Source organism: Stenotrophomonas sp. Steno-Z1 (assembly GCF_056393175.1).
The window spans coordinates 782647-808960 of the sequence record NZ_JBWJPB010000002.1; the positions used below are offsets into that span (position 1 = coordinate 782647).

23 protein-coding genes are annotated in these 26314 nt (G+C 69.1%); 13 read left to right on the forward strand and 10 right to left on the reverse strand.

What is annotated here, in order from left to right; all coding sequences use genetic code 11:
• Positions 1-2: 2 nt before the first annotated feature.
• Positions 3-263 (forward strand): RnfH family protein, encoded by a 261-nt coding sequence (locus AC06FD_RS10415; protein ID WP_478077726.1) that lies wholly within the window; start codon positions 3-5, stop codon positions 261-263.
• A gap of 14 nt (positions 264-277) precedes the next feature.
• On the opposite strand, the gene AC06FD_RS10420 is transcribed toward AC06FD_RS10415, so the two are convergent.
• On the reverse strand, positions 278-673 hold the full coding sequence (locus tag AC06FD_RS10420) for an outer membrane protein assembly factor BamE (protein ID WP_259208290.1): 396 nt from the start codon (positions 671-673) through the stop codon (positions 278-280).
• Positions 674-776: 103 nt separating this feature from the next.
• On the opposite strand from AC06FD_RS10420, the gene fur reads away from it, so the two are divergent.
• Entirely contained in the window at positions 777-1193 is a 417-nt protein-coding gene (gene fur / locus AC06FD_RS10425) for a ferric iron uptake transcriptional regulator (protein ID WP_259208293.1), read from the forward strand.
• Positions 1194-1277: 84 nt separating this feature from the next.
• Here the strand turns inward: fur and AC06FD_RS10430 are convergent, their stop codons facing one another.
• Positions 1278-2525, reverse strand: coding sequence for an SGNH/GDSL hydrolase family protein (locus AC06FD_RS10430; RefSeq protein WP_478077727.1), 1248 nt, complete (start codon positions 2523-2525; stop codon positions 1278-1280).
• 98 nt (positions 2526-2623) lie between these two features.
• On the opposite strand from AC06FD_RS10430, the gene AC06FD_RS10435 reads away from it, so the two are divergent.
• Positions 2624-3541: a LysR family transcriptional regulator gene (locus AC06FD_RS10435; protein WP_478077728.1), complete on the forward strand. Its 918-nt coding sequence runs from the start codon at positions 2624-2626 to the stop codon at positions 3539-3541.
• A gap of 55 nt (positions 3542-3596) precedes the next feature.
• Here the strand turns inward: AC06FD_RS10435 and recN are convergent, their stop codons facing one another.
• A complete protein-coding gene (gene recN, locus AC06FD_RS10440) occupies positions 3597-5258 on the reverse strand; it encodes a DNA repair protein RecN (RefSeq protein WP_478077729.1) in 1662 nt (553 codons plus the stop codon).
• Positions 5259-5369: 111 nt separating this feature from the next.
• On the opposite strand from recN, the gene hrcA reads away from it, so the two are divergent.
• The 7 genes from hrcA (at position 5370) to AC06FD_RS10475 (ending at position 13784) form a co-directional block, all read left to right on the forward strand.
• The gene (gene hrcA / locus AC06FD_RS10445) at positions 5370-6437 is read left to right on the forward strand and encodes a heat-inducible transcriptional repressor HrcA (RefSeq protein ID WP_259208302.1); all 1068 of its coding nucleotides are present in this window, start codon (positions 5370-5372) and stop codon (positions 6435-6437) included.
• An 84-nt stretch (positions 6438-6521) separates the two neighbouring features.
• Positions 6522-7037 carry a nucleotide exchange factor GrpE gene (grpE, locus tag AC06FD_RS10450; protein WP_394164475.1) on the forward strand — a complete coding sequence of 172 codons (516 nt, stop codon included), beginning with the start codon at positions 6522-6524 and terminating at the stop codon, positions 7035-7037.
• 140 nt (positions 7038-7177) lie between these two features.
• Positions 7178-9106 carry a molecular chaperone DnaK gene (gene dnaK / locus AC06FD_RS10455; protein ID WP_259208307.1) on the forward strand — a complete coding sequence of 643 codons (1929 nt, stop codon included), beginning with the start codon at positions 7178-7180 and terminating at the stop codon, positions 9104-9106.
• Between the two features lie 163 nt (positions 9107-9269).
• A complete protein-coding gene (gene dnaJ, locus AC06FD_RS10460) occupies positions 9270-10397 on the forward strand; it encodes a molecular chaperone DnaJ (protein ID WP_259208309.1) in 1128 nt (375 codons plus the stop codon).
• A gap of 384 nt (positions 10398-10781) precedes the next feature.
• A complete protein-coding gene (locus tag AC06FD_RS10465; protein ID WP_478077730.1) occupies positions 10782-11702 on the forward strand; it encodes a hypothetical protein in 921 nt (306 codons plus the stop codon).
• A gap of 64 nt (positions 11703-11766) precedes the next feature.
• Positions 11767-12675: a pyridoxal kinase gene (gene pdxY, locus AC06FD_RS10470; protein ID WP_259208313.1), complete on the forward strand. Its 909-nt coding sequence runs from the start codon at positions 11767-11769 to the stop codon at positions 12673-12675.
• Entirely contained in the window at positions 12672-13784 is a 1113-nt protein-coding gene (locus tag AC06FD_RS10475; RefSeq protein ID WP_478077731.1) for a prephenate dehydrogenase, read from the forward strand. The genes pdxY and AC06FD_RS10475 overlap by 4 nt, the downstream gene beginning before the upstream one ends.
• 169 nt (positions 13785-13953) lie before the next feature.
• Here AC06FD_RS10475 and AC06FD_RS10480 read toward each other — a convergent pair whose 3' ends face one another.
• From AC06FD_RS10480 to AC06FD_RS10500, 5 genes are all read right to left on the reverse strand, one after another.
• Positions 13954-14148 carry a hypothetical protein gene (locus AC06FD_RS10480; protein WP_259208318.1) on the reverse strand — a complete coding sequence of 65 codons (195 nt, stop codon included), beginning with the start codon at positions 14146-14148 and terminating at the stop codon, positions 13954-13956.
• Between the two features lie 68 nt (positions 14149-14216).
• Positions 14217-15983 (reverse strand): ABC transporter transmembrane domain-containing protein, encoded by a 1767-nt coding sequence (locus tag AC06FD_RS10485; RefSeq protein ID WP_478077732.1) that lies wholly within the window; start codon positions 15981-15983, stop codon positions 14217-14219.
• On the reverse strand, positions 15976-16584 hold the full coding sequence (locus AC06FD_RS10490) for an IMPACT family protein (RefSeq protein WP_394164470.1): 609 nt from the start codon (positions 16582-16584) through the stop codon (positions 15976-15978). The genes AC06FD_RS10485 and AC06FD_RS10490 overlap by 8 nt, the downstream gene beginning before the upstream one ends.
• Positions 16585-16621: 37 nt before the next feature.
• On the reverse strand, positions 16622-17560 hold the full coding sequence (locus AC06FD_RS10495) for a hypothetical protein (protein ID WP_478077733.1): 939 nt from the start codon (positions 17558-17560) through the stop codon (positions 16622-16624).
• A complete protein-coding gene (locus tag AC06FD_RS10500; protein WP_478077781.1) occupies positions 17557-18075 on the reverse strand; it encodes an RNA polymerase sigma factor in 519 nt (172 codons plus the stop codon). Before AC06FD_RS10500 ends, AC06FD_RS10495 begins: the two co-directional genes overlap by 4 nt.
• A gap of 238 nt (positions 18076-18313) precedes the next feature.
• On the opposite strand from AC06FD_RS10500, the gene AC06FD_RS10505 reads away from it, so the two are divergent.
• Complete coding sequence (locus AC06FD_RS10505) at positions 18314-21193, forward strand: bifunctional diguanylate cyclase/phosphodiesterase (protein ID WP_259208325.1); 2880 nt, start codon at positions 18314-18316, stop codon at positions 21191-21193.
• A 43-nt stretch (positions 21194-21236) separates the two neighbouring features.
• Here AC06FD_RS10505 and AC06FD_RS10510 read toward each other — a convergent pair whose 3' ends face one another.
• Positions 21237-21830 (reverse strand): LOG family protein, encoded by a 594-nt coding sequence (locus tag AC06FD_RS10510; RefSeq protein WP_394164468.1) that lies wholly within the window; start codon positions 21828-21830, stop codon positions 21237-21239.
• A gap of 372 nt (positions 21831-22202) precedes the next feature.
• Complete coding sequence (locus AC06FD_RS10515; protein WP_478077734.1) at positions 22203-23699, reverse strand: aminotransferase class III-fold pyridoxal phosphate-dependent enzyme; 1497 nt, start codon at positions 23697-23699, stop codon at positions 22203-22205.
• Positions 23700-23911: 212 nt separating this feature from the next.
• Here AC06FD_RS10515 and queA point away from each other — a divergent pair, with 212 nt between their 5' ends.
• Both queA and tgt read left to right on the forward strand, forming a co-directional pair.
• Positions 23912-24976, forward strand: coding sequence for a tRNA preQ1(34) S-adenosylmethionine ribosyltransferase-isomerase QueA (gene queA / locus AC06FD_RS10520; protein WP_259208332.1), 1065 nt, complete (start codon positions 23912-23914; stop codon positions 24974-24976).
• A 70-nt stretch (positions 24977-25046) separates the two neighbouring features.
• Positions 25047-26177 carry a tRNA guanosine(34) transglycosylase Tgt gene (gene tgt, locus AC06FD_RS10525; RefSeq protein WP_478077735.1) on the forward strand — a complete coding sequence of 377 codons (1131 nt, stop codon included), beginning with the start codon at positions 25047-25049 and terminating at the stop codon, positions 26175-26177.
• Positions 26178-26314 lie beyond the last annotated feature (137 nt).

The window sequence follows — 26314 nt, forward strand, 5'->3', positions numbered from 1 at the left end:
CCGTGATCAGCGTGGAGGTGGTACTGGCCTGGCCCGACCGCGTGGCGTCGCGCCAGGTGCAGCTCCCCGATGGGGCGACGGTTGCCGACGCCATCGCCGCTGCCGCGCTGGACGGCAGTGACGCCTGCCCGGCGTTGGCCGTGCATGGGTTGCTGGCCCGGCCGCTCCAGCTGCTGCGCGATGGGGACCGGGTGGAACTGCTGCGCCCCCTGCTGGCCGACCCGAAGGACAACCGCCGCCGGCGCGCACGCGCCGGCAGCTGAATGCGCCTGCCGCCTCAGCGGCCGCCGCGCTTCTTCTTGTCCTTGGCCAGGTTGCGACCGAACTGGCGCACCGTGGTCTTGGCCAGGTCGGCGTCGTTGTTGGCGAAGTACTCGCCGTCCCAACGGGTCACCGCGTCATTTTCGAAATACACCGTGAAGTTCTTCACTTCGGTCTGGCCCAGGCGGTTCACGCGCTGGCTGGCGGTGTAGTCCCAACGCTGGGCGTGGAACGGATCCGGGATCGAGGGGGTGCCGAGCAGCGCGTTGACCTGCTGCTTGCTCTGGCCCACCTGCAGCTGACCGACGGCCTGCTCCCGGACCAGGTTGCCCTGATAAATGGGTTGCTTATAGATGATGCCGCAGCCCGTGGTGGACAGGGCAACGGCGGCGACCAGCAGGAGATTGCGCATCGGAAAGGGCGTTTGGGGAAATCCAGTCGATGATACACTCACGACGCGTCGCCGCGACCCAATCCGAGGCAGCTGGCGCTAAATCGCCAATGAACGGAGAACTATGGAAACCCACGACCTGCGTAAAGTCGGCCTGAAGGTGACCCATCCGCGGATGCGGATCCTGGCGTTGCTCGAACAGCGCAATGCCCAGAACCACCAGCACCACATGACCGCCGAGGACATCTACCGCCAGCTCCTGGAGCATGGTGACGAGATCGGCCTGGCCACGGTGTATCGCGTGTTGACCCAGTTCGAGGCCGCCGGCCTGGTGCTGAAGCACAATTTCGAAGGCGGCCAGGCCGTCTACGAGCTGGACCGCGGCGGCCACCACGACCACATGGTGGACGTGGACAGCGGCAAGATCATCGAATTCGAAAGCCACGAGATCGAAGAACTGCAGCGCAAGATCGCGGCCGATCACGGGTACGAGCTGGAAGAGCACTCGCTGGTGCTGTATGTGCGCAAGAAGCGTCGGTAACGGCCCGGCGGCCGGTCATCGGACCGCCGCAGGCCAGCAGATCGCGTGACTGGACCCCGGGCCCTGGCCCGGGGTTCCTGCGTTTCAGCGTGCGCACACCGGGACGGCGTCCGGCAACAGGGCCTGCAGGTCCACCGCCGCCGCCATCGCGTGGTTGCCGGCATCGCCGGGGTGCAGGTGATCGCCGGAATCGAAGGCGGCGGCCAGGCGTGCCGGATCGGCGGGATCGCGCAGCACCGCGTCGAGGTCGATCACCGCATCGAAGGGACTGTCGCTGCGCAGCCAGGCGTTGAGTTGCCGGCGCAGGGCGTCCTTGTCTGGCTGGTAATAGTCCTCCAGCGGGGTGCCGGGCAGCGCACCGGCGAACGGCGGCAGGGTGGCGCCGAGGATGCGCACGCCGCGGGCATGGGCGCGCGCGACCAGACTGCGATAGCCGGCCTGCAGCCGGGCCAGCGACGGCGCCGGTTCGGTGCGGGCGAAGGCGGTGCCAGGCCAGCCGATGTCGTTGGTTCCGAGCAGTACGATCACGCTGGCGAGGCCGGGTTGGTCGAGCACATCGCGCTGGAAACGGGACAGGGCGGCCTCGCCCATGCCATCGCGCAGCAGGCGGCCCCCGGAGATGCCGGCGTTGACCACGGCAACGCCCTGCGGCGCCACCCGCGCGGCGAGGTGGTCGGTCCAGCGCTGGTCGCGGTCCAGGCTGGCGGTCGCACCATCGGTGATCGAATCGCCGATCACGGCCACGCTGCGTGCGCAGGCGGCCCGCTCCACATCCATCCCCGAGACGAACAGGCGGGCGGTCGTGGTTGCCGCGTCTGTCAGTGCCGGGGCCAGGGTCTGGTCACCGGCGGCGAACGCGGCGGTCTGCCGGCCGTCCCAGTGAAAGGTCTGCAAGGGCGTGCGCCCGGCGACGTAGACGCTCACCTGCACCGCCTGCAGATCGCGGGTTGCCAGTGCCAGCGGGTCGCTCACGCGTTCCTCGCCGGGGCCGATCACCACGCCGGCGCGCCCATCGAAGGCGAGTGCCAGCGGCGTCCGGCCCGGGCCGGCGGCGGCACTGGCAGCATCGATCCGCAGGGGCTGTTGACCATACGCATTGCTCAGGCGGACCCGCAATTGGCGGCCACCCAGGCTGAGGCGCACGGTCTGGCGGAACGTCTGCGCGGCCAACTGATCGGGGATCAGCGTGGGGAACAGGAACCGTGCATTCCAGACCGGTTGCGGGCTGGCCTGCCAGCTGGCGACCCATGCTGGCGACGGCACGGCGGTGGCCGCCGCGGCGGTCGAGGAGGCGAGCAGGGTGGTGGCGACAAGGCGGGTGAGTGCGTGCATCGGGTGATCCATCGGCGGGGGGGAACCCCATGGTGATTCGCCAGCCACCTGTGAACTAGACTGCTCACGGACAATCATCTGTGAACTGGATTCATCCCATGGCAGGCACCGACATCAACCGTTCCGGCGAACTGGAAGTCTTCGTCCGGGTCATCGACAGCGGCGGCTTCTCGGCGGCGGCGCGCTCGCTGGAGTTGAGCCCGTCGGCGGTCAGCAAGCTGGTGTCGCGGCTGGAGCAGCGGCTGGGCACGCGCCTGCTGCAACGCTCGACGCGCCAGGTGCAGCTCACGCCGGAAGGCTGCGCGTTCTACGAGCGCGGGCTGCGGGTGCTGGCCGATCTGGACGAGGCCGAGCGCTGCGCCAGCGCCCATGCCGAACCGCGCGGGCGCCTGCGGGTCAACGCGAACGTGCCGTTCGGGCACCACTTCCTGCTGCCCTTGCTGCCCGAGTTCCTGGCCCGGCATCCACAGGTCGGGGTGGACGTGGTGCTGACCGACGAGGTGATCGACCTGCTCGAACAGCGCACCGACGTGGCGGTGCGCGCCGGGCCGTTGAAGAGTTCCCGCCTGGTCGCGCGACGATTGGGAGCGACGCGGATGATGATCGTGGCGGCGCCGGCCTACGCCGCCCGGCACGGCCTGCCGCAGGGCGCGGAGGCACTGCTGGCGCACAACCGCCTCGACATCGGCCACCCGCGCGCGCTGTCGGGCTGGCCGCTGCTCGTGGACGGTCAGCGCCGGGTGGTGCCCATCGACGGCAGTGCCCGGGCCAGCGACGGCGAAGCACTACGGCGACTGGTGCTGGGCGGGGTGGGCATGGCGCGGCTGGCGGCGTTCCAGGTACAGGACGACATCGCGGCCGGGCGCCTGCTGCCGGTGCTGGAACAGGCCAACCCCGGCGACCTTGAGGAGGTGCACGCGGTATTCCAGGGGCAGGGCGGCTACCTGCCGCTGCGGGTGCGCGCCCTGCTGGATTTCCTGGTGGAACGGGTCGACCTGGGACGGCCGCTGGGGTGAGCGGCGCCTGGCTGGCCGGCACCGCCAAGCGCCGGCCAGCGACCGCTGCGGGCCGTCAGACCTGCAGCAGCTTGCGGGCGGCGGCGCGGGCTTCCTTGCTGACTTCCACGCCGCCGAGCATCCGCGCCAGCTCTTCTTCGCGGGCCTTGGTGTCCAGCTTTTCCACCGCGCTCTGGGTCATGCCGTCCACCGGTGCCTTGCTGACCCGGTAATGGGCGTGGCCCTTGGAGGCGACCTGCGGCAGGTGGGTGACGCACAGCACCTGGCGCTTTTCGCCCAGGGCCCGCAGCTTGTGCCCGACGATATCGGCGACGGCACCGCCGATGCCCGAATCGACCTCGTCAAAGACCATGGTGGGCACCGCGTCCAGGTCGAGCGCCGCCACTTCGATCGCCAGCGAGATGCGCGACAGCTCGCCACCGGAGGCGACCTTGCGCAGCGCGCGGGGCGGCTGGCCGGCATTGGCGGCGACCAGGAATTCGACCCGTTCGGCACCATTCGGGTCCGGTTTGGACACCGCCTGCGGCTCGATCTCGATCAGGAACTGGCCGCCGCCCATGCCGAGCTCGCCGATCAGGGTGGTGGTGGTGTCCGAGAGCGCCTTGGCGGCCTTGCGGCGGCTGCTGCTGAGGACGTCGGCGACCACCTGCCATTGCCCGGCGGCCCGCTCGATTTCGCCGGCCAGCGCCTGCAGGCGCACGTCGGCGCCGCGAAGCTGTTCCACCTCGGCCTGCATCGCGTCGCGGTGCTCGCCCAGGCTTTCCATCGGCACGCGGTGCTTTCGGGACAGGTCGTGCAGCCGGCCCAGTCGGCGCTCGATGTCCTCGAACTGCTCGGGATCGGCGTCCAGGTCGCCCAGCACGCGGTCCAGCAGGACCAGCGCTTCATGCAGCTCGATGACGGCGCTGTCGAGCAGGGCATCCACCTCGCCCAGGCGCGGGTCGTGCTCGGCCACGCGGGACAGCTCGTGGCGGGTCTGCTGCAACAGCTGCAGCGCCGAGGTGTCGTCGTCGCCGTTGAGGCGGGCCACGGCCACGTCGCAGGCGGCGATCAGCGCGCTGGCATGGGCCTGGCGACGGTGGCTGCTGCCGAGCTGCTCGATCGAGGCCGGTTCCAGGTCTTCGCGTTGCAGTTCGCCCAGCTGGTGCTCCAGGTAGCCGATGCGGTCGCTGACATCGCCCTGGCGCGACAGCGACTCGGCCTCGTCCACCAGCGCCTGCCAGCGCGCGGCGGCCTGGCGGACCTGGCCGCGCTCGGCCTCGTTGCGGGCGAAGGCATCCAGCAGCGCCAGCTGCGAGGGTCGCGCCAGCAGGGCCTGCTGTTCATGCTGGCCGTGGATTTCGACCAGCGTGGCGGCCAGTTCGGTCAGCTGGGTCAGCGTGACCGGGCGCCCGTTGATCCACGCCCGCGAGCCGCCGTCGGCGCGGATGATCCGGCGCAGCTGGCACTGGTCCTCGTCGTCGAGCTCGTTCTCGCGCAGCCAGCGCCGCGCGGCGGCATCCGGTTCCGGGGCGAATTCGGCCGACAGCTCGGCGCGCGCGGCGCCGTGGCGGACCACGCCGCTGTCGGCGCGCAGGCCGGACAGGAAGCCGAGCGCGTCGACCATCAGCGACTTGCCGGCGCCGGTCTCGCCGGAAACCACGGTCATGCCCGGCCCGAATTCGAGTTCGGTAGCGCGGACGACGGCAAAATCCTTGATCGATAGATGTCTGAGCATGGTTGTCTGTTCTCGAGCCGCGCAAAGCTAGCATGGGTGGACGGCAGCACCAATGACTTGCCTTCGCTCCCCGCAGCCATTATCTAAGGTGGCGTCTCACAGGCTGATTCCATGCACCCATCTGCGTCACATCTTGCGCCCCGCGCCCGCCACCTGCTGCGGACGCTGATCGCACGCCACATCCAGGATGGCGAGCCGGTCGGGTCGCAGACGCTGGCGCGACTGGCCGGGCTGGATGTCAGCCCCGCCACCATCCGCAACATCCTGGGTGACCTGGAGGACCTGGGCCTGCTCAGCTCGCCGCATACCTCGGCCGGGCGGGTGCCCACCGCGCACGGCTATCGGGTGTTCGTGGACAGCCTGGTCAAGATGCAGCCGCCCGGCGAGGGCGAGCTCAGCCGGCTGCGCACGGAGCTGGCCACCGGCAACGGCACCCAGGCGCTGCTGGGCAGTGCCTCCGAACTACTCTCGGCCATGAGCCATTTCGTGGGAGTGGTCAGTGCGCCGCGGCGCGAGCAGTTCGCCTTCCGGCATATCGATTTCGTGGCCCTGGACGCGCGCCGGGTACTGGCGATCCTGGTGTTTGCCGACAACGAAGTGCAGAACCGGGTGATCGAGCCGCGCCGCGCCTTCGGCCCGGGGGAGCTGGAGCAGGTGGCCAACTACCTCAATGCCAACTGTGCCGGGCGCCCGCTGGCCGAGATCCGCCAGCGGCTGTTGCTGGAACTGCGCGATGCGCAGTCGGAGATGGAGCAGTTGCTGGCCCACGGCATCGAGCTGGCCGAGCAGGCGCTGGTGCCGCCGGCCGATGACATGGTGCTGGCCGGCGCGACCCGGCTGATGGGCGTGCAGGACCTGTCCGACCTGGAGCGGTTGCGCGAGCTGTTCGACGTGTTCGCCAGCAAGCGCGAGATCCTGCAGCTGCTCGAGCGCACCATCCAGGCCCCGGGCGTGCGCATCTTCATCGGCGAAGAGACCGGGGTGATGCCGCTGGAAAGCGTATCGCTGGTGACCGCGCCGTATTCGGCCGGCGGCCAGGTGCTGGGCGTGCTGGGGGTGATCGGCCCCAAGCGGATGGCCTATGACCGCATGATCCCGCTGGTGGAGGCCACCGCCCAGGTGCTGGGGGCGGCGCTGGCGGACCCGGCGGGCGGCGGATTGTCCCGGGATCGGGCATAAAACCCGCCGCCGGGCTCTTGAATCCCGACCCCGCGCCCACATAGGGGTGGGTGGAGGCGGAGAGTCACCGCCAAGGATCCGGAAATGAACCAAGATCAGCCCGATATCGCATCCCAGAATCCCGCCGGTGAGCCGGCTGCCGAGCCGTCCCTGCAGCAGCAGCTGGACAGCCTGCACAACGAGGTGGCCCTGCTGCGCGCCGAGTCGCTGCGCGAGCGCGCCGACCTGGACAACCAGCGCAAGCGCGTGGCCCGCGACGTCGAACAGGCACGCCGCTTCGCCAACGAAAAGCTGCTCGGCGAACTGCTGCCGGTGTTCGACAGCCTGGACGCCGGCCTCAACAGCGCCGGTGCCGAGCCCAGCCCGCTGCGCGAAGGCCTGGAGCTGACCTACAAGCAGCTGCTCAAGGTGGCCGCCGACAACGGGCTGACCCTGCTCGACCCGACCGGCCAGCCGTTCAACCCGGACCACCACCAGGCCATCAGCCAGGTCGACGCGCCCGGCGCGGCCCCGGGCAGCGTGGTCCAGGTGTTCCAGAAGGGTTACCTGCTCAACGATCGCCTGCTGCGCCCGGCCCTGGTCGTGGTCGCCCGCGATTGATCGCCAGCGGACGCTGAACGGGTTTTGCCAGCATCGGACACTGTGTTTGGTGGATGGCTTGAAAGTCCCGGCAGCGTCCCACACATCCCATTCATAACCCGGCAACTGCCGGATTCCCAGAACTTTCAGGAGTCTCCCTCATGGGCAAGATCATTGGTATCGACCTCGGCACCACCAACTCGTGTGTGGCGATCATGGACGGCGGCAAGGCCCGCGTCATCGAAAACGCCGAGGGCGACCGCACCACGCCGTCCATCGTCGCCTACACCAAGGACGGCGAAGTGCTGGTGGGTGCCTCGGCCAAGCGCCAGGCCGTCACCAACCCGAAGAACACCTTCTACGCCGTCAAGCGCCTGATCGGCCGCAAGTTCACCGACGCTGAAGTCCAGAAGGACATCGCGCACGTGCCCTACGGCATCCTGGCCCACGACAACGGCGACGCCTGGGTGCAGACCAGCGATGCCAAGAAGATGGCGCCGCAGGAAATCTCCGCGCGCGTGCTGGAGAAGATGAAGAAGACCGCCGAAGCCTTCCTGGGCGAGACGGTCACCGAGGCGGTGATCACCGTGCCGGCCTACTTCAACGACAGCCAGCGCCAGGCCACCAAGGACGCCGGCCGCATCGCCGGCCTGGACGTCAAGCGCATCATCAACGAGCCGACCGCGGCCGCGCTGGCCTATGGCCTGGACAAGGGCGACAACAAGGATCGCAAGATCGTGGTGTACGACCTGGGCGGCGGCACCTTCGACGTGTCGGTGATCGAGATCGCCAACGTCGACGGTGAGAAGCAGTTCGAAGTGCTGGCCACCAACGGCGACACCTTCCTGGGCGGCGAAGACTTCGACAACCGCGTCATCGAGTACCTCGTCGACGAGTTCAACAAGGACCAGGGCATCGACCTGCGCAAGGATCCGTTGGCCCTGCAGCGCCTGAAGGACGCCGCCGAGCGCGCCAAGATCGAGCTGTCCAGCGCCCAGCAGACCGAAGTGAACCTGCCGTACGTCACCGCCGACGCCTCGGGCCCGAAGCACCTCAACATCAAGCTGACCCGCGCCAAGCTGGAAGCGCTGGTGGAAGAGCTGATCAAGAAGTCGATCGAGCCGTGCCGCGTGGCGTTGAACGACGCCGGCCTGCGCTCGAGCGACATCAGCGAAGTGATCCTGGTCGGTGGCCAGACCCGCATGCCGAAGGTGCAGCAGGCGGTCACCGAGTTCTTCGGCAAGGAACCGCGCAAGGACGTCAATCCGGACGAAGCCGTGGCACTGGGTGCGGCGATCCAGGGTGGCGTGCTGGGCGGCGACGTCAAGGACGTGCTGCTGCTGGACGTGACCCCGCTGTCGCTGGGCATCGAGACGATGGGCGGCGTGTTCACCAAGATCATCGAGAAGAACACCACCATCCCGACCAAGGCCTCGCAGGTGTTCTCCACCGCCGAGGACAACCAGTCGGCCGTGACCGTGCACGTGCTGCAGGGTGAGCGCGAGCAGGCCCGCTTCAACAAGTCGCTGGCCAAGTTCGACCTCTCCGGCATCGAGCCGGCCCCGCGCGGCATGCCGCAGGTGGAAGTGTCCTTCGACATCGACGCCAACGGCATCCTGCACGTGTCGGCCAAGGACAAGAAGACCAACAAGGAACAGAAGGTCGAGATCAAGGCCGGTTCGGGCCTGTCCGAGGACGAGATCGCGCGCATGGTGGCCGATGCGGAAGCCAACCGCGAAGAAGACAAGAAGTTCCACGAGCTGGTCCAGGCCCGCAACCAGGCTGACGCGCTGATCCACGGTACCCGTACCGCGATCACCGAGCACGGCAGCAAGGTCGGCGGCGACGTGATCGGCAAGGTGGAGTCGGCCCTGGCCGACCTGGAAACCGCCATGAAGGGCGACGACAAGGCGCAGATCGAAGCCAAGTCGAAGGTGCTGGAAGAAGCCGGCCAGGCGCTGTTCGCTGCCTCGGCGGCGGCCGAGCAGGGCGGTGCCGCCCCGGGCCCGGATGCTGGTGCCAACAACGGCGCGCACGACGATGTGGTCGACGCCGAGTTCACCGAAGTCAAGGACGACAAGAAGTCCTGATCCGGACCCGACCCGGGACGTTGCGCAGGCAGCGTCCCGTCGTCGTTTCCCCTGGGTCCTGGCAACTGCATCGCAGCTTGTCGGGGCGCCCCGGCGCAAGAGCGGACCTGGTTCCGCTCTTCCGCTTTGACGAATCCCGACTTCCGGAACCCGATTCAACACCATGAGCAAGCGCGATTACTACGAAGTGCTGGGCGTCTCCCGCACGGCGACCGAAGAAGAGCTGAAGAAGTCCTATCGCCGTTGTGCGATGAAGTACCACCCCGACCGCAACCCGGGTGACAGCGCGGCCGAAGCCTCCTTCAAGGAGTGCAAGGAAGCCTACGAAACCCTGTCGGACACCAACAAGCGGCGCATGTACGACGCGCACGGCCATGCCGCGTTCGAGCACGGCATGGGCGGCGGTGGCGGCGGTGGTGGCCCGGACATGGGGGACATCTTCGGTGACATCTTCGGCAACATCTTCGGCGGTGCCGGGGGTGGCCAGCGCCAGGCGCGTCGCGGTGCCGACGTCGGCTACGTGATGGAGCTGGACCTGGAAGAAGCGGTGATGGGCGTGGAACGCCGCATCGAGATCCCGACCCTGGCCGAGTGCGACGACTGCGATGGCAGTGGTTCCGAAGACGGCAAGGTGGATACCTGCAGCGTGTGCCATGGCCACGGCCAGGTCCGCATCCAGCGCGGCATCTTCGCCATGCAGCAGGCCTGCCACAACTGCAACGGGCGCGGCAAGATCATCCAGAACCCGTGCAAGACCTGCCACGGCAATGGCCGCGTGGAGGAAGACAAGGTGTTGTCGGTGAAGGTGCCTGCGGGCGTCGATACCGGCGACCGCATCCGCCTGTCCGGCGAAGGCGAGGCCGGTCCGGCCGGCACGCCGCCGGGCGATCTGTACGTGGAAGTGCGGGTGCGCGAGCACGCGATCTTCCAGCGCGATGGCGACGACCTGCACTGCGAAGTGCCGATCCGCATTTCGCAGGCCGCGCTGGGCGATACCGTGCGCGTGGCCACCCTGGGCGGGTACGCGGAAATCCGCATCCCGGCTGAAACCCAGACCGGCAAGCTGTTCCGGTTGCGCGGCAAGGGCGTGCGTTCGGTGCGCAGCCGCAGCGAAGGTGACCTGTACTGCCGCGTGGTGGTCGAGACCCCGGTCAACCTGACCCCCGAGCAGCGCAAGCTGCTGGAGCAGTTCGAGACCACCTTCACCGGCGAAGAAGCGCGCAAGCACTCGCCGAAGTCGGCGACGTTCATCGACGGCGTGAAGGGTTTCTGGGACCGGATGACGTCGTAAGCGACATCGGTTGCTGTGTCGTACCGAAGGCCCCCTGGAGACAGGGGGCCTTTTTTTCGCCCGTATGCGGGGCAAGCAGAAGCGTGCTTCGAGCCCAGGCACGGCGGTCGGTGAGTCGGGCGCTGGGGCTCCATTCCTGTTCCGGCGTCGGCCTGCGGCCGGCCCCTCACGCTGCGACGGCCCTTGCAGCACGCCGCTCCCCTCAGACGCGGAGACGACCCTTCTTTCTTTCCCGTCGCCCTGATGGGGAGGCCAATTGCACACGAGGGCATCCCGGCATCTGCGAAGCGCATCGCGTCGTGGTCCCGTGCAGGCTGTCTGCTTCCCGGGCTGATCGCGACCGGTGTGGGTGACTGCGCCCGCAGCGATCACTACCCTGCCTGGATGAAAAAACGCACCCGTATCGCCCGCGGCGCCGCTCGACCACTACCTTCGGCTGCACGCCGCGCCTTGTCGGCCGCCGGGGTGGCTGCCGCCCTCAGTGCGGGCGCGGTGTCCGCCACGTCATTGGAGACATGCACGCTGGATGCGCGTGACGGGACGCTCGAGCGTCCTCTGCAGTTGGCGCCTGGCACGCGATGGACATATTCGGTGGGTGCCGACCATCCTGTGTCGTCCCTTCGCCTGGAGGGAACGACGGAGCGTCTGACGCGGCTGACGGTGGGGCACGGGGTGCAGCGCGTTGAACACACCGACACCTATGCGGACGTCAATCCGCTTCGCCGGGGGCGAAAGGAAATACTGCGGTTCCCGCTTGCGGTGGGGGCCGCGTGGGACGATGCGTTCGCCGAACCCGGCGCCGTCGCGCGGGACAACGGGACCTACCGCTACGACTACGAAGAGAAGGGCAGCAGTCGGGTGGTGGCCCTGGAGACAATCAAGCTTGGTGTCGGCCGCGTTCGTGCGTACCGCATCGAGCGCAGCGCACTCTGGCGAAAGTCCAACCCCAGGTCGACGGATATGACCGGCCTGCGTTGGCAGGGGCCGGCGGCCGTCGAGGGGCTGGAGCGCAGCATCCGCTGGTACGTGCCCGCGATGGGACGGGTCGTGTTGAAGCGCAGCATCACCGCGCATCCTTCCTATGCCCTCCATCTTTCGGCCGAGAGCACCTCCCGCGATGTCATCGTCACCGAGCTGGTCGCGTTCGCGTCGCCGGGCGGCTGCCGCGTGGAAGGGCAGCCCGTCCACGCGCAACGGTTCGCCGATCGCCCTCCGCTGCATTACCCAATGGTCTTCAACGATACCTGGGAGTTCCTGTTGCAGCGTGACCCCCACGTCCCGTACCGGGAAGATCCGGCAGGGTAGACGGGCAGGATGCGGCGTAGCGGTTGGGGGATAATGGCGCGGTAGCCCCCACAGTGCCGATGCCATGAACGAATCCCTCGAAAGCCACCTGGTCCACGGTCGCCGCCAGCGCCCGGACGGTCCGTCGCCGGTCGACGTCATCTCGGTACAGTCGCAGCTGGTCTATGGCTACGCCGGCAACAGCGCGGCCGTGCCACCGCTGCGCGCGCTGGGCGTGCGCGTGGCCGAAGTGCCCACCACGCTGCTCAGCAACGCGCCGTTCTACCCGACCACGCGAGGCCGCGTGCTGCCGGCCGACTGGTTCGCCGAGCTGCTGCTCGGCGCCAGCGAGCGCGGGTTGCCGCAGCGTGCGCGCATGCTGGTCTCCGGGTATTTCGGCAGCGTCGGCAACGGCGCGGCCTTCGCGGACTGGCTGGACCAGGTGCTGCCGGCCTCGCCGCAGCTGCGCTACTGCCTGGACCCGGTGATCGGCGACACCCACACCGGCCCCTACGTGGAACCGGGGCTGGAAGCCATCTTCGCCGAGCGCCTGCTGCCACACGCCTGGCTGGTGACGCCCAATGCGTTCGAACTGGGCCGCCTGACCGGCATGCCCAGCCTTGCCGAAGACGATGCCATCGCCGCCTCGCAGGCGCTGCTGGCGCGCGGCCCGGAGTGGGTGCTCGCCCACAGCGTGGGCGGCGAACCGGGCCAACTGGTCACGCTGGCGGTGAGCCGCGAGGCGATCTGGCGCTGGTCCTCGCCGCACCTGCCGGTGGACGTGGCCGGCACCGGCGACGTGCTGATGTCGCTGCTGGTGGCCTTCCTGCTGCGGGGCGAATCGTTCGAGCAATCGATCTCGCGTGCGATCGCCGGCGTGCACGTGGCGCTGGAAACCACGCTGGCCAACGGCCACGAAGAGTTCGACGTGCTGGCCGCCGCACCGGCGGCCCTGGCGCTGCCGCAGCGCTTCGTTCCCGAGCGCCTGGCGTGAGCGCAGCGCCGGTCGTTGGCATCGTCGGCAGTGCCGGCGCCTATGGGCGCTGGCTGCGCGGTTTCCTGCAGCAGCGCATGGGCCTGGAGGTGATCGGGCATGATCCGGCCGACCCGCAATCGGATGACCCGGAGGTGCTGCTGCAGCGCGCCGACGTGCTGATCTTCTCCGCCCCGATCCGCCACACCCCGGCGTTGATCGCCGATTACGTGGCGCGCTCGGCCGGGCGCGAGGCCGGACGCCTGTGGCTGGATGTGACGTCGGTGAAAAGCGCGCCGGTCGCGGCGATGCTGGCCTCGCAGGCCGAGGTGGTGGGGTTGCATCCGATGACCGCGCCGCCCAAGGCACCTACGTTGAAGGGCCGGGTGATGGTGGTCTGCGAGGCACGGCTGGCGCGCTGGCAGCCGTGGCTCGCGCAGTTGTGCGCGGCGCTGGAAGCCGAGTGCGTGCGCGCCACGCCCGAGCACCATGACCAGGTGATGGCGCTGGTGCAGGCGATGGTGCACGCCACCCACCTGGCCCAGGCCGGCGTGCTGCGCGAGTACGCGCCGTTGCTGGGCGCGCTGCCGGCGCTGATGCCCTACCGCTCGGCGTCGTTCGAACTGGATACGGCGATCATCGCGCGGATCCTGTCATTGAACCCGGCCATCTACGAGGACATCCAGTTCGGCAATCCACACGTCGCGCCCATGCTGGACCGGCTGCTGGCACAGCTGCAGCAGTTGCGCCAGCAGGTCGGGCAGGGCGATGACGCGGCACGCGCGGCTTTCCGCCAACAGCTGCTGCTGGACAACCGTGACAGCCAGGGCGAGGCGGTGCTGGCCGAGGGCAACTACACCTTCGAACGGGTCGGCTACCTGTTGGCCGATCTGACCGAACGCAACGCGATCAGCGTGCACCTGCCCGAAGACCGGCCGGGGTCGCTGCGCGAACTGCTGCATGTGTTCGAACGCCACGCGGTCAGCCTGGCCTCGATCCACTCCTCCAGGACCCCCGCGGGTGAGGTGCATTTTCGTGTCGGCTTCATCGCCGGCAGCGACCCGACCGCGTTGTTGGCCGCCGCAGGCGAGATCGATGCGTCCGGCATCGGCCGCGTGCTGTCGCGTTGATCTGCTGCAACGCCGCATTCATCCACAGGGGGTGTGGATGAGTTGCGCACAAACATGTGGATAACCGCGCGCAGCCCTTGCCGGAAAAGGCTGTCAAGAAGGCTGGCCAGAAAATGACCAGCCGGATGCAAACTATTTTGCTTGACCTTTGTCGGGTTGCCGGGTGGGCTCAGGTGGTCAGGGTCAACTCACCGCCGCGGGTGCGGTACTGACGCCCGTCGCGGACCAGGTGGCGACCGTCGGCAAGTTCGTAGCGGGTCTCGGCGGCAGCCGCGGCGGCATCGCCTGTCTGCTCCTGCTTGAACTCGATGATGACGTAGCTTTCGCCGTTGGCGTCGGTGGCGGGGAACTGTCGGAACGACATGGAACACCTCCTGCAGCGCGGGTCTGGGACCCGCGCACGATGCAACGCACGGCGTTAGCGGTGCGTCATCAATCGATGAACTGCAGCTTGGCCAGCTCCGCGTACAGGCCACCTTCGGCCAGCAGCTCCGCGTGGGTGCCCTGGGCGACGATGCGCCCGTGGTCCATCACCACGATGCGGTCGGCCTTGAGTACCGTCGCCAGGCGATGGGCGATGACCAGTGTTGTGCGCCCGGCCATCAACCGCTCCAGCGCCTGCTGCACCGCACGCTCGCTCTGTGCGTCCAGTGCGCTGGTGGCTTCGTCCAGCAGCAGGATCGGTGCATCCTTGAGCAACGCCCGTGCGATCGCGATGCGCTGCTGCTGGCCGCCGGACAGGCGCGCGCCGCGCTCGCCCAGTTCGCTCAGGTAGCCCTCGGGCAAAACCTGCAGGAATTCATCGGCCTCGGCCGCCTCGGCGGCACGTTGCACCTCTTCGTCAGTGGCTTCCAGCCGGCCATAGCGGATGTTGTCCAGCGCGGTGCTGGCAAACAGCGTGGGCTGCTGCGGCACCAGCGCCATCTGCGCGCGCAGTGCGGCCGGGTCGACCTGGCGCACGTCCACCTCGTCGACCAGGATGCGACCGCTGGCCGGGTCGTGGAAGCGCAGCAGCATCGACAGCACCGTGCTCTTGCCGGCGCCGGAGGGGCCGACCAGGGCGACGGTCTCACCGGGGCGCACGTGCAGGTCGAAATGTTCCAGCGCGGCGGTATCCGGGCGCTGCGGATAGTGGAACACCACATCCTCGAAACGGATCTCTCCGCGCAACGGCTGCGGCAGTGGCTGGGGATTGGCCGGGCTGGTGATCTCGACCTCTTCCTGCAGCAGTTCGGCGATCCGGCCCATGCCGCCGGAGGCGCGTTGCAGCTCGTTCCATACCTCGGCCAGGGCACCGACCGAGCCGCCGCCGATCAAGGCATACAGCACGAACTGGCCCAGCGTGCCGGCGCTCATGCGGCGATCGATGACATCGTGCGCGCCCAGCCACAGCACCCCGACGATCGCGCCGAACACCAGCACGATGGCGGTGGCGGTGACGATCGACTGCGCACCGATGCGCCGTCGCGCGGCGCGGATCGATTCGCCCAGCGCGGCGTTGAAACGGCCGCGCTCGTACGGTTCGCGCGCATGCGCCTGCACCGTGCGCACCGCGCCCAGGGTCTCGGCGGCCAGGCTGTTGGCATCGGCGATGCGGTCCTGGCTGGCGCGCGAGATGTTGCGCAGCCGGCGGGCGCCGATGATGATCGGCAGCACCGCCAGCGGGATGCCGACCAGCGACCACGCCGCCAGGCGCGGGCTGGTCACGAACAGCATCACCAGGCTGCCGACCACGGTGACGCTGCTGCGCAGGGCCACCGACATGGTCGAGCCGATCACGCTGCGCAGCAGTTCGCTGTCGGCGGTCAGGCGCGAGACCAGTTCGCCGCTGCGGCTGCGGTCGTGGAAGCCGGCGCCGAGCGCGATCAGGTGCGCGTACAGGCGACTGCGCAGGTCCGCCACCACCTTTTCGCCGAGTAGCGAGACGAAGAAGAAGCGCGCGGCGGTGGCCAGCGCCAGCAGCACGGCGACCAGGAACAGCAGCGCAAAGGCGCGGTTGATCTGGCCGTTGTCGTTGAAGCCGTGGTCGATCATCTGTTTGACCGCCGGCGGCAAGCTCAGCGTGGCCACCGAGGACAGCGCCAGTGCCACCAGCCAGGCCACGAACAGGCCGGTATGCCGGCGCACGAACGGCCACAGCGTGCCGAGGCTGCCAAGCCGACGTACCGCCGTGGCCGGCGGGGGAGGAGTATCAGTCATTCAGGTGGCCTGGTTCGGTGCATGTTTCGATGCGGATACGATCACGGGTGGCGTCGCGCAGGCGGTTTTTCAACGGGTCGGCCTGATCGGCCGGCAGCTGCAGCCGCATCTCCACCCCGGAGGCGGTGAAGGTTTCGGCCTGCTTCTCGGCGCCATGGGCGGCCAGGGCGGCGTGCAGGGCGCCGAGGTCGTCGAAGCCGGCCTGCAGCCGCAGCGTGGCCAGGGCGACCAGCGGCAGGCGGGGGGCGATGCGCAGGCACTCGGCGGCGGTGCCGCCGTAGGCGCGGACCAGCCCACCTGCCCCCAGCTTGATGCCGCCATACCAGCGGATCACCACCACCACCACGCGGTCGAAGCCCTGGCCGTCGATCGCAGCCAGGATCGGGCGACCGGCGGTACCGGCCGGCTCGCCGTCGTCGCTGGAGCGGTACTCGCTGCCGTGCCGGTAGGCCCAGCAGTTGTGCGTGGCATCGGCCACCGCCACCTGCTGCAGGAAGGCCAGCGCGGCAGCGGCATCGTCGATCGGCGCGGCATGGGCGATGAAGCGGCTGTGCTTGATCTCCAGGCTGTGGCTGACGACGGTGGCGAGCGTATCGGGCATTGCCGCCATTGTAGTGGGCTGGCTACGCCCGGGTGGGTCAGTTGTCCAGCAACTGGCGCACGTCGCGCGGCACGCGCGCTTCGGGATAGTGCTGCAGGTAGCGTTCCAGGCTGGCGCGCGCGGTCTCCAGGTCGCCGGCATCGCGGCGTTCGCGGATCCGGGTGAGCCACTGCTTGCGCGGCAGCAGCGCATCGGCATCGACGGCGGCGTCCACCGCGCTGGCCGGGGCATCGGCGGCGACCCGGGCGGGCGCCGCGCGACGCATCACCCCGGCGGCGCTGCGGGCCGACTCGGCGGCCACCGGCGCGACGGGGGCCTGGTTGGCCTTGAACGGCACTGGCGCGCTGGTGGGGCTTACGCTGTCCAGCACCGGTGCCGCCGCCTCCGCCGCGCGCGCGTCGTCCTGGCGCGGGGCAGCGGCTGGCGCAGGCGGCGCGGGTGGGGCAGGTGGGGTCACGATCGGAGCCGCCGGTGCGGGCAACCTGGGCGCGGCCTCGCGCTGCGCGCGCGGCGCGTCCGTGGCCAGCTGCGCCGCCGGCGCTGGTGGTGCCGCGGCGGGGGCCGTCGCCTGCTTGGACGCCTCCGCCGGGGCCGGTGTGCGTTCGGCCGTTGCCGGGGCGACAGCCGCCTCGGGAGCGGCAGCCTGCGGCGCCGCAGCGGCCGGTGCGCCCTCGGCCAGCGGCGGCGGGGGCGATGTATCGGGCTTGAGCTGCCAGGCGATGCCCACGGCAAACACCACCGAGGCGGCCAGCCCGAGTGCCGCCGGCAGGCGCGAGCGCGGACGCCGCTGGCGCGCGATCGGTGCGGTCGCCGGCGCTTCCGCCACCGCCGTGGCGACCGGTTGCGGCTGCACGGCGGCGCGCGCGGCCGCCAGCACCGCCTCGTCCAGTGCCGCCGAGGGCGCGTGCGGCGCGGCGCGGCCGAGCAGGCGCGCCAGTTCGCGTTCTTCGGGGGTCAGCGGATCGGACGGGTTCATTCGGACACCCCTGCACGCAGCTTGTCCATGGCGTAGCGCAGCCGCGATTTGACCGTTTCGCGGCCCACGCCGGTGATCTGGGCGATCTCTTCCAGGCTCAGCTCCTGCTCCAGCCGCAACTGCAGTACCTCACGCTGTTCATCGGGAAGCTGCTCCATCGCCAATTGCAGCTGGCGGCGCTGTTCGAACTCGGAAAGCTGCGACTCGGGCGTATGCGTATCGCTCATGCGTGCCACCCGCTCCTCGGCGTCGCCGGGGGCGGGCGGACGGTGGCGTGCGGCGCGCCAATGATCGTTGAGCCGATTGTGGGCAATCCGGAACAGCCAGGTGGTGAAGGCGGCATCGGGCTGCCAGCCGGCGCGGGCGGCGATCACCCGCTGCCACACGTCCTGGAACATCTCGTCGGCCAGTGCCGCATCGCGCAGCTGGCGCAGCAGGAAGCTGTACAGGCGGCTGCGGTGGCGGGCGTACAGGGTGTCGAACGCACGCAGCTCGCCGCCGGCCCAGGCCAGCATCAGCGACTCATCGGTTGGCAGGGCGGCGGCATCCACGGCGCACAGAGTAAGCGCTGGGCAGGATTCCGCATAGCTGGGCGGGCGCGCGAGGGTAACGGACGACATGGCCGGCGATGGCAGCGAAGATGAGGGGTTCAACGTACGGTGGCGCTGAACGGGGTTGCGGGCTTCCATTGCCCCCCGGTGGGCGCGCTATGCTCAGGGCAGGGGAGGTACCGGGACTCCGGTGCCAGAAGAGATGAACATGCTGTCCAGCCAGATGGTGACGTCCGTGGGGCATCCTGATCGTGACGCCGTGGTATCCGCTGCGCTTGCGCAGTCGCTGTGCGCGTTGCTTGCTGGCGACGCGCAGGTGGCGCTGGCGTGGGTGGACCCCGGGCTGGGCGAAGGCTGCCGCGCCCATCCGGCGCCGCCCCAGGGCACGGCCGCGTTGCTGGAGTCGCTGTTGGGCGATGTGGCAGGTCCCGACCGTTCGTTGCGTCGTTGGCAGGACCAGGGCAGTGAACTGGCGGTGCGGGTGCTGACGGCGGACGCCGCGCCGGATGACGGCTGGTGGGCGATCGCGCAGCAGTCCCTGCAGGATGCCCTGGCACTGGCGCGGCAGCGCGAGCAGATCCGCTCCCTGGAGACCTCCAAGCGGCTGCAGCAGGCGCTGTACGAGATCGCCGACCTGGCCGGCGCGGACCTGGAGATGACCGAGATGCTTCGGCACTTCCACCGCGTGCTGAACTCGCTGATGTACGCGCAGAACTGCTACATCGTCGAGTACGACGACATCCGCCGGCGGGTGCGGTTCCTGTACTTCGCCGACCAGCGCGACACCTTCGAGGCCGACCCGGACCGCAGCTACGAAGAACACGAGATGCCGCGCAGCCTGACCTTCGCGCTGCTGCGCCACGGCCAGCCGTTGAGTGGGCCGTCCAACGAACTGCTGGCGGCGATGAACGACGAGTACGACCCCAGCCGTGGCCCGGAGAGCCTGGACTGGATGGGCGTGCCGATGCTGCGCGAGGGCCGCGTATGCGGCGCCATCGTGGTGCAGAGCTACGAGCAGCGCGTGCGCTACAACGAGGCCGATCGCACCCTGCTGGGCTACGTGGCCCAGCACATCCTGACCGCGATGGACCGGCGCCAGGCACAGGTGCAACTGGAGCGCCAGGTGGAGCGGCGCACGCTGGAACTGCAGCGCGCCAACCGCAGCCTGCAGGACGAAGTGGTGGAACGCCGGCGCGCGGAGAAGCTGCAGCTGGCGCTGTTCAACATCGCCGAGATGGCGATGAGCGCCGAAAGCCTGGCCCAGTTCTACGTGCAGGTGCACGGCGTGGTCGGCACGCTGCTGGATGCGCGCAATTTCTACATCGCGCTGGTCAACGAGGGCGGCGACGGGCTGGATTTCGTCTATTCGGTGGACGAGTACAACGCCTCGCGCGCACCGCGTCCTTTCAGCAAGGGGCTCACCGAGTTCATCGTGCGCAACCGCCAGCCGTTGCTGGCCTCGCGCGAACACATCGACGCACTGCGCGCCTCCGGCCGGGTCCGCGAGTTCGGCGCGCGCTCGCATTGCTGGCTGGGCGTGCCGCTGCTCAGCGACGATGACGTGGTGGGAGTGATCGTGGTGCAGAGCTATTCGCCGGAGGTGAGTTTCACCGCGCACGACCAGCGCCTGCTGACCTTCGTTGCGCAGAACATCGGCAATGGCCTGGCCCGCCAGCGCGACCAGGAACGCCTGCGCAACGCGCACGCCGAGCTGGAGAAGCGCGTGGAGGAACGCACCCGCGAGCTGGCCGAGGTCAACGACAAGCTGCTCGGGCAGATCGGCGAGCGCCTGCGCGCCGAACAGCGGCTGACCCACCAGGCCATGCACGATGCGTTGACCGGGTTGCCCAACCGCCTGCACCTGCTGGATCGGCTGGAAGATGCCATCGCGCGCGCGCGGGTGCCCGACGGCCCGCGCTTTGCGGTGCTGTTCCTGGACCTGGACCGCTTCAAGCTGGTCAACGACAGCATCGGCCACGCCGCCGGCGACCAGATGCTGGTCGAGGTGGCCAAGCGGATCGTGTCGATGATCGGCAGTGGCGACGTGGTGGCGCGGCTGGGCGGCGACGAATTCGCGATCCTGCTGCAGTGCGAACACGGGCTGGAGACCGCGCGCGATTTCTCGCAGCGGATGCTGGTGGCGCTCGAAGAATCGATGTGGGTGCAGGGCCGCGAGCTGTTCCCGTCCGGCAGCCTGGGCATCGCCCTGTGGAACCCGCGCTATCGCAACGGCGAGGAGCTGGTGCGTGACGCGGATGCGGCCATGTACCGGGCCAAGGCACAGGGCAAGGACCGCTGCGCGGTGTTCGACGAGGCCATGCGCGAGGAGGCGCTGCGCAGCCTGGACCTGGAAGCGGACCTGCGCCGGGCGATCATCAACCGCGACTTCCTGCCGTACTACCAGCCGATCGTGCGCTTGGGCGATGGTGCGGTGGTGGGCTACGAGGCGCTGCTGCGCTGGCAGCACGAGCGCCGCGGGTTGCTGCTGCCGAGCGCATTCCTCGACCTGGGGGAAGAGAGCGGGCTGATCGAGCAGGTCGACTGGCTGCTGTACGAGGACGTGATCGGGCAGCTGGCGCAGGGCGGCGAAGGCTACCTGTCGGTCAACGTGTCGCCGCGGCATTTCCGGTCGGCCGACTTCAGCGCGCGCTTGTTCGGCCTGATCGAGGCGGCGGGCGCGGACCCGCGCCGGTTGCGTCTGGAGATCACCGAGGTGGCGTTGCTCGACGACGGCCCGCGCACCTTGCGCATCCTGCAGCAGCTGCGCGAGCGCGGGGTGCTGGTGCAACTGGATGATTTCGGGACCGGCTTCTCGGCGCTGTCCTACCTGCACCGGTTCCCGATCTCCACCTTGAAGATCGACCAGAGCTTCATTGCCGGCCTGCACGGGCAGGACATGCAGAGCACCTACGCCCTGGTGCAGGGCGTGCTGTCGCTGGCGCGCACGCTGGGCATCGAGACGGTGGGCGAGGGCATCGAGAACGATGCGCAGCGCCGGACCCTGCTGCAGTTGGGCTGCGACTACGGGCAGGGCTACCTGCTGGGGCGGCCGGCGCCGATGGAGACGTTCGCGGCGAAGTAGTGCCGGCCGTTGGCCGGCACCTCCTCGTCAACGCATCCGGGGATCAGCGCAACGCGGCCTGGCGCTTTTCGTCGATCCACTTGGAGGCCTGGGCCGGCTGGTAGGCGCGCATCCAGTCCAGCATGGCGTCGATGTCCGAGCCGTACCAGAGGTCGGCGCGCTGTTCCGGGTGCAGGAAACGCTCTTCCACCATGCGGTCGATCATGCCGATCAGCGGGGCATAGAAGCCGTCCACGTCCAGGAAGGCGCACGGCTTGTTGCCGATCCCAAGCTGGCGCCAGGTGAGCATCTCGAAGATCTCTTCCATGGTGCCGAAGCCGCCGGGGAGGGCCACGAAGGCGTCGGAGAGGTCGAACATGCGCGACTTGCGCTCATGCATCGAGCCGACGATTTCCAGCTCGGTCAGGCCACGGTGCGCCACTTCCCAATCGGCCAGCTGCTGGGGGATGACGCCGGTGACCTTGCCGCCGCCTTCCAGCACGGCGTTGGCCACGGTGCCCATCAGGCCGACATTGCCGCCGCCATAGACCAGGCGCAGGCCGTCGCGGGCGATGCGATCGCCGAGGGCGATGGCGCGCTCGGTGTAGACCGGCTTGCTGCCGGGGTTGGAACCACAGTAAACGCAAATCGACTTCATTGGATCTTCCTGTGTTCAGAAACTGACGCGGCGGAAACGAAAAAGCCCCGCCGATGACCAGTGTTCCGGTCTCGTGACGGGGTGTCGTTCCGCGGATGCGGGCGGTGATTATCGCGCGTTACGGGCGTGGAGGCCAATCGGCGATCGGTGGCGGCAGCCGACCAGCGGTCGGCGTTACGGGGTGCCGGCAGCCGACCAACGGTCGGCGTTACGGGGGTGCCGGCAGCCGACCAACGGTCGGCGTTACGGGGTGCCGCAGCCGACCAACGGTCGGCTCTACGGGGTGATGGCAGCCGGCCGACGGTCGGCGCTACGGGGTGACGGCAGCCGACCAACGGTCGGCTCTACGGCGGAGGGCGGCGACCGTGGGGGTCAGGCTGCCTGCGACTGTTGCCGGCGCGGGCCTTCCTTGAGTGCCCGGCCTACCAGGCCGACCAGCAGGTCCAGCTCGTCGCTGTCCATGCCGAAATGCGGGGTGAAGCGCAGCGAGTTCTCGCCGCCGTGGATGACGTTGATGCCGTGGTTGCGCAGCCACTCTTCGGTGGATCCGGTGCCATAGCACTTGAACTGCGGGGCCAGTTCACAGGAGAACAGCAGGCCGGTGCCCTGCACCTTGGTGATCAGCCCGCCCAGCTCGCCCTTGAGCTGCTCCAGCTTGCGCACGGCCTCGGCCCCGCGCACGCGGATGTTCTCGCGTACCTGCGGCGTCAGCAGCGACAACGTGGCGCAGGCCACGTCCAGGGCGCGCGGGTTGGAGGTCATCGTGTTGCCGTAGATGCCCTTGCGGTACAGCTGCGCGGCATGCTCGGTGACGGCCAGCACCGACAGCGGGAACTGCGCGGCATTGAGTGCCTTGGAATAGGTCTCCATGTCCGGCGCGTCCAGGCCTTCGAAGCCGGGATAGTCGACGATGGATAGCACGCCGTGGGCGCGCAGGCCGGCCTGGATCGAGTCGATCAGCAGCAGGCTGCCGTGCTGGCGGGTCAGGTCGCGGGCCAGGGCATAGAACGCCGGCGGCACCGAACGGCCCGGGTCGCCTTCGCCCATCACCGGCTCCAGGAACACGGCCTCGATGAACCACTGGTTCTGCTCGGCCTCGGCGAACACCCGCTTGAGCGCCTCCTCGTCATACGGCGCCAGCGCGATCACGCTATCTTCGCCGCGGTAGCTGGCCAGGTGCTGCACGTAGGTCTTGCGGCTGGAATCGGAGTACAGGCCCGGGCGGTCGGTACGGCCGTGGAAGCTGCCCTTGATCACCACGCGCTTGATCTTCTCCCCCGCATGGCGGGCGCCCGGATCGGTCTGCAGCTTGGCGTTGACGTCGGCGATGCGCGCGGCCAGGCCGACCGCTTCGGAGCCGGAATTGAGGCACATGAAGCGGGCGAACGGGCAGCCGCCGCGGCGGTGGCCGATCTCCTTGCGCAGGGCCTGGATGAAGCGCTGCTGCGAAAGACTGGGGGTCATCACGTTGGCCATCACCTGCGGGGCGGCTATGGCGGCCAGCACCGCCTCGGGGGTATGCCCGAAGCCGAGCATGCCGTAGCCGCCGGCGTCGTACAGCACCGCGCCCTTCAGGGTGACCACCCAGGCGCCACGCGCGGCGAGGGCAACGTAGGGGGTGACGGCATCGTCGGCGTAGAAATTGACGAAGCCATCCTGCATCGCGTCGATCTGGGCGCGCTCGTCCAGCGCCAGCAGGTCGCCCAGATCGGCGCGAACGCGCTCGAATTCGGCCACGGCGGCGTCGATGGCCGCCACCAGCTGCGGATGGCCCGCGGCGAGGCGCTCGAGGCTGGCGTCATCCAGGCCGGCGGTGAGACGGGTGCCGGGCTGGGCGCGAAGGGGGGCAAGACGTTCGATGAAGCTCATTGCAGATCTCCTGAAACGATTGGCGGCACGGCGGAAATGCAAAACGCGCGTCTATTCGCGCGCGCTCGGGGTATTCCTGCTCGTGCATCTGACTTCCATCTCGATGCTAGCACGCGGTTTTTCGCGCGATAACCCCGCAGAAAACTGTTGCATAGCAGCATTTTGCGCGACGTTCGCCCAATCGCGCATTGCCACCGAGGGCCAGTCGTACAATGGCCGACATTGCCTACACGTTGCCGTGCGCTCCCTTGAAGAAGTCCGATTTCAACTATGAACTGCCGCCTGAGCTGATCGCGCAGGCGCCCCTGGCCGAGCGCTCGGCCAGCCGCCTGATGCTGGTCCCGCAGGCCCCGGCCGCGTTCGAGCATCGCCACGTGCGCGACCTGCCGGACCTGCTCAACCCCGGCGACCTGCTGGTGTTCAACGACACCCGGGTGATTCCGGCGCGCCTGTTCGGGCAGAAGGCCAGTGGTGGCCGGGTCGAGATCCTGATCGAGCGCCTGCTGGGCGCGCAGCAGGCGCGGGCCCAGGTGGGGGCGAGCAAGTCGCCCAAGCCGGGCAGCCGGATCGCTCTGGATGCCGGTGGCGAGGCCGAAGTGCTGGGGCGCGACGGGGAGTTCTATGTGCTGCAGTTCCACGTGCCCGAGGCGCTGGAGCAATGGCTGCTGCATGCCGGTCGACTGCCGCTGCCGCCGTACATCCAGCGCGAGCCGGGGCTGGACGACCGCGAGCGCTACCAGACCGTGTTCGCCCGTGAAGTGGGCGCGGTGGCCGCGCCTACGGCCGGCCTGCATTTCGACGAGGCGCTGCTGGCGGCGCTGTCGGCCAGGGGCGTGGAGGTCGGCCATGTCACCCTGCACGTGGGCGCGGGCACCTTCCAGCCGGTCCGGGTGGATGACCTGACCGACCATGTGATGCACCGCGAATGGCTCAACGTGGGCGCCGAGCTGGTCCAGCAGGTGCGCCGCACGCGCGCGGCCGGCGGCCGGGTGATCGGGGTGGGGACCACGGTGGTGCGCGCGCTGGAGAGCGCGATGCGCGACGGCGAACTGCTGCCATATGCCGGGGAGACCCAGATCTTCATCACCCCCGGCTACCGGATCCGCAGCGTGGACGCGATGGTGACCAACTTCCACCTGCCGGAAAGCACCCTGCTGATGATGATTTCGGCCTTCGCCGGGCAGGACCGGGTGTTCGAGGCCTACCGGGCCGCGATCGCGGAGAAGTACCGGTTCTTCAGCTACGGGGATGCGATGCTGCTGTTCCCGCAGGGGTAAAGGGCGGCCGGCAGGGCAGGCGCGCGGCTTTTCGGCGATAATCGGCAATTATTTGCCCGAATCCTGCTCCATGTCCCGACTCCAGTTCCAGCTCCAGACCACCGACGGCCGCGCCCGCCGCGGCCGCTTGACGTTCCCGCGCGGGACCGTGGAAACCCCGGCGTTCATGCCGGTGGGCACCTACGGGTCGGTCAAGGGCATCCTGCCCGAGCAGATCCGGGCGCTGGGTGCGGAAATCATCCTGGGCAATACCTTCCACCTGTACCTGCGCCCGGGCCTGGACGTGATCGCCGACCACGGCGGCCTGAATGGCTTCGCGCGCTGGGACGGGCCGATCCTGACCGATTCCGGCGGTTTCCAGGTGTTCTCGCTGGCCCATCGGCGCAAGATCACCGAGCAGGGCGTCACCTTCGCCTCGCCGACCGACGGTGCCCGCGTGTTCCTGGGGCCGGAGGAGAGCATGCGCATCCAGAAGGTGCTCGATTCGGACATCGTGATGATCTTCGACGAGTGCACCCCGTACCCGGCCACCGAGCCGGTGGCGCGCACCTCGATGGAGCTCAGCCTGCGCTGGGCCCAGCGCAGCCGCAACGCGCATGACGCGCTGGACAACGACGCGGCGCTGTTCGGGATCGTCCAGGGCGGGGTCCACCACGATCTGCGCAGCCGCTCCGCCGAGGGCCTGCAGCAGATCGGGTTCGACGGCTACGCCATCGGCGGGCTGGCGGTGGGTGAGCCGGAACACGAGCGCAACGCCATGCTCGACCACATGCACCCGATCCTGCCGGCCGACCGCCCGCGCTACCTGATGGGCGTGGGCCGGCCGGAGGACCTGGTCGAAGGCGTTGCCCGTGGCGTGGACATGTTCGATTGCGTGATGCCCACCCGCAACGCCCGCAACGGCCACTATTTCACCTCGTTCGGCACCGTACGCATCCGCAACGCCCGCTACGAGCGCGACATGGACACCATCGAGCCGGGCTGCGGCTGCCACGCCTGCACCAGTGGCTACACCCGGTCCTACCTGCGCCACCTGGACCGCTGCAACGAAATGCTGGCACCGATGCTGGGCACCATCCACAACCTGTATTACTACGAAAAGCTGATGGCGGACATGCGCGCGGCCATCGCGGCGGGAACCTTTGCCGCCTTCCGCGAGTCCTTCTACGCGGCCCGTGGCATGGCCACGCCGGCCCTGTAAGGCCTGCCGCCTGCTCCGGGCCGGCGCGCCGACCCTGCCAAACGGCCCAAGGACGAACTCCCGGGGCCATGGCATACTTCGTGGCTGACCACCGTTTCGCGGCGACTCCCCGGCCCACCTGGGCGGGGCGCCTCCCA

Excerpts from the sequence above, each read along its gene's own strand:
- AC06FD_RS10420 (WP_259208290.1), bottom strand. The coding sequence starts at position 673 with ATGCGCAATCTCCTGCTGGTCGCCGCCGTTGCCCTGTCCACCACGGGC.
- fur (WP_259208293.1), top strand. The coding sequence starts at position 777 with ATGGAAACCCACGACCTGCGTAAAGTCGGCCTGAAGGTGACCCATCCG.
- AC06FD_RS10430 (WP_478077727.1), bottom strand. The coding sequence starts at position 2,525 with ATGCACGCACTCACCCGCCTTGTCGCCACCACCCTGCTCGCCTCCTCG.
- AC06FD_RS10435 (WP_478077728.1), top strand. The coding sequence starts at position 2,624 with ATGGCAGGCACCGACATCAACCGTTCCGGCGAACTGGAAGTCTTCGTC.
- recN (WP_478077729.1), bottom strand. The coding sequence starts at position 5,258 with ATGCTCAGACATCTATCGATCAAGGATTTTGCCGTCGTCCGCGCTACC.
- hrcA (WP_259208302.1), top strand. The coding sequence starts at position 5,370 with ATGCACCCATCTGCGTCACATCTTGCGCCCCGCGCCCGCCACCTGCTG.
- grpE (WP_394164475.1), top strand. The coding sequence starts at position 6,522 with ATGAACCAAGATCAGCCCGATATCGCATCCCAGAATCCCGCCGGTGAG.
- dnaK (WP_259208307.1), top strand. The coding sequence starts at position 7,178 with ATGGGCAAGATCATTGGTATCGACCTCGGCACCACCAACTCGTGTGTG.
- dnaJ (WP_259208309.1), top strand. The coding sequence starts at position 9,270 with ATGAGCAAGCGCGATTACTACGAAGTGCTGGGCGTCTCCCGCACGGCG.
- AC06FD_RS10465 (WP_478077730.1), top strand. The coding sequence starts at position 10,782 with ATGAAAAAACGCACCCGTATCGCCCGCGGCGCCGCTCGACCACTACCT.
- pdxY (WP_259208313.1), top strand. The coding sequence starts at position 11,767 with ATGAACGAATCCCTCGAAAGCCACCTGGTCCACGGTCGCCGCCAGCGC.
- AC06FD_RS10480 (WP_259208318.1), bottom strand. The coding sequence starts at position 14,148 with ATGTCGTTCCGACAGTTCCCCGCCACCGACGCCAACGGCGAAAGCTAC.
- AC06FD_RS10485 (WP_478077732.1), bottom strand. The coding sequence starts at position 15,983 with ATGACTGATACTCCTCCCCCGCCGGCCACGGCGGTACGTCGGCTTGGC.
- AC06FD_RS10490 (WP_394164470.1), bottom strand. The coding sequence starts at position 16,584 with ATGCCCGATACGCTCGCCACCGTCGTCAGCCACAGCCTGGAGATCAAG.
- AC06FD_RS10495 (WP_478077733.1), bottom strand. The coding sequence starts at position 17,560 with ATGAACCCGTCCGATCCGCTGACCCCCGAAGAACGCGAACTGGCGCGC.
- AC06FD_RS10500 (WP_478077781.1), bottom strand. The coding sequence starts at position 18,075 with ATGCTGGCCTGGGCCGGCGGCGAGCTGCGTGCGTTCGACACCCTGTAC.
- AC06FD_RS10505 (WP_259208325.1), top strand. The coding sequence starts at position 18,314 with ATGAACATGCTGTCCAGCCAGATGGTGACGTCCGTGGGGCATCCTGAT.
- AC06FD_RS10510 (WP_394164468.1), bottom strand. The coding sequence starts at position 21,830 with ATGAAGTCGATTTGCGTTTACTGTGGTTCCAACCCCGGCAGCAAGCCG.
- AC06FD_RS10515 (WP_478077734.1), bottom strand. The coding sequence starts at position 23,699 with ATGAGCTTCATCGAACGTCTTGCCCCCCTTCGCGCCCAGCCCGGCACC.
- queA (WP_259208332.1), top strand. The coding sequence starts at position 23,912 with ATGGCCGACATTGCCTACACGTTGCCGTGCGCTCCCTTGAAGAAGTCC.
- tgt (WP_478077735.1), top strand. The coding sequence starts at position 25,047 with ATGTCCCGACTCCAGTTCCAGCTCCAGACCACCGACGGCCGCGCCCGC.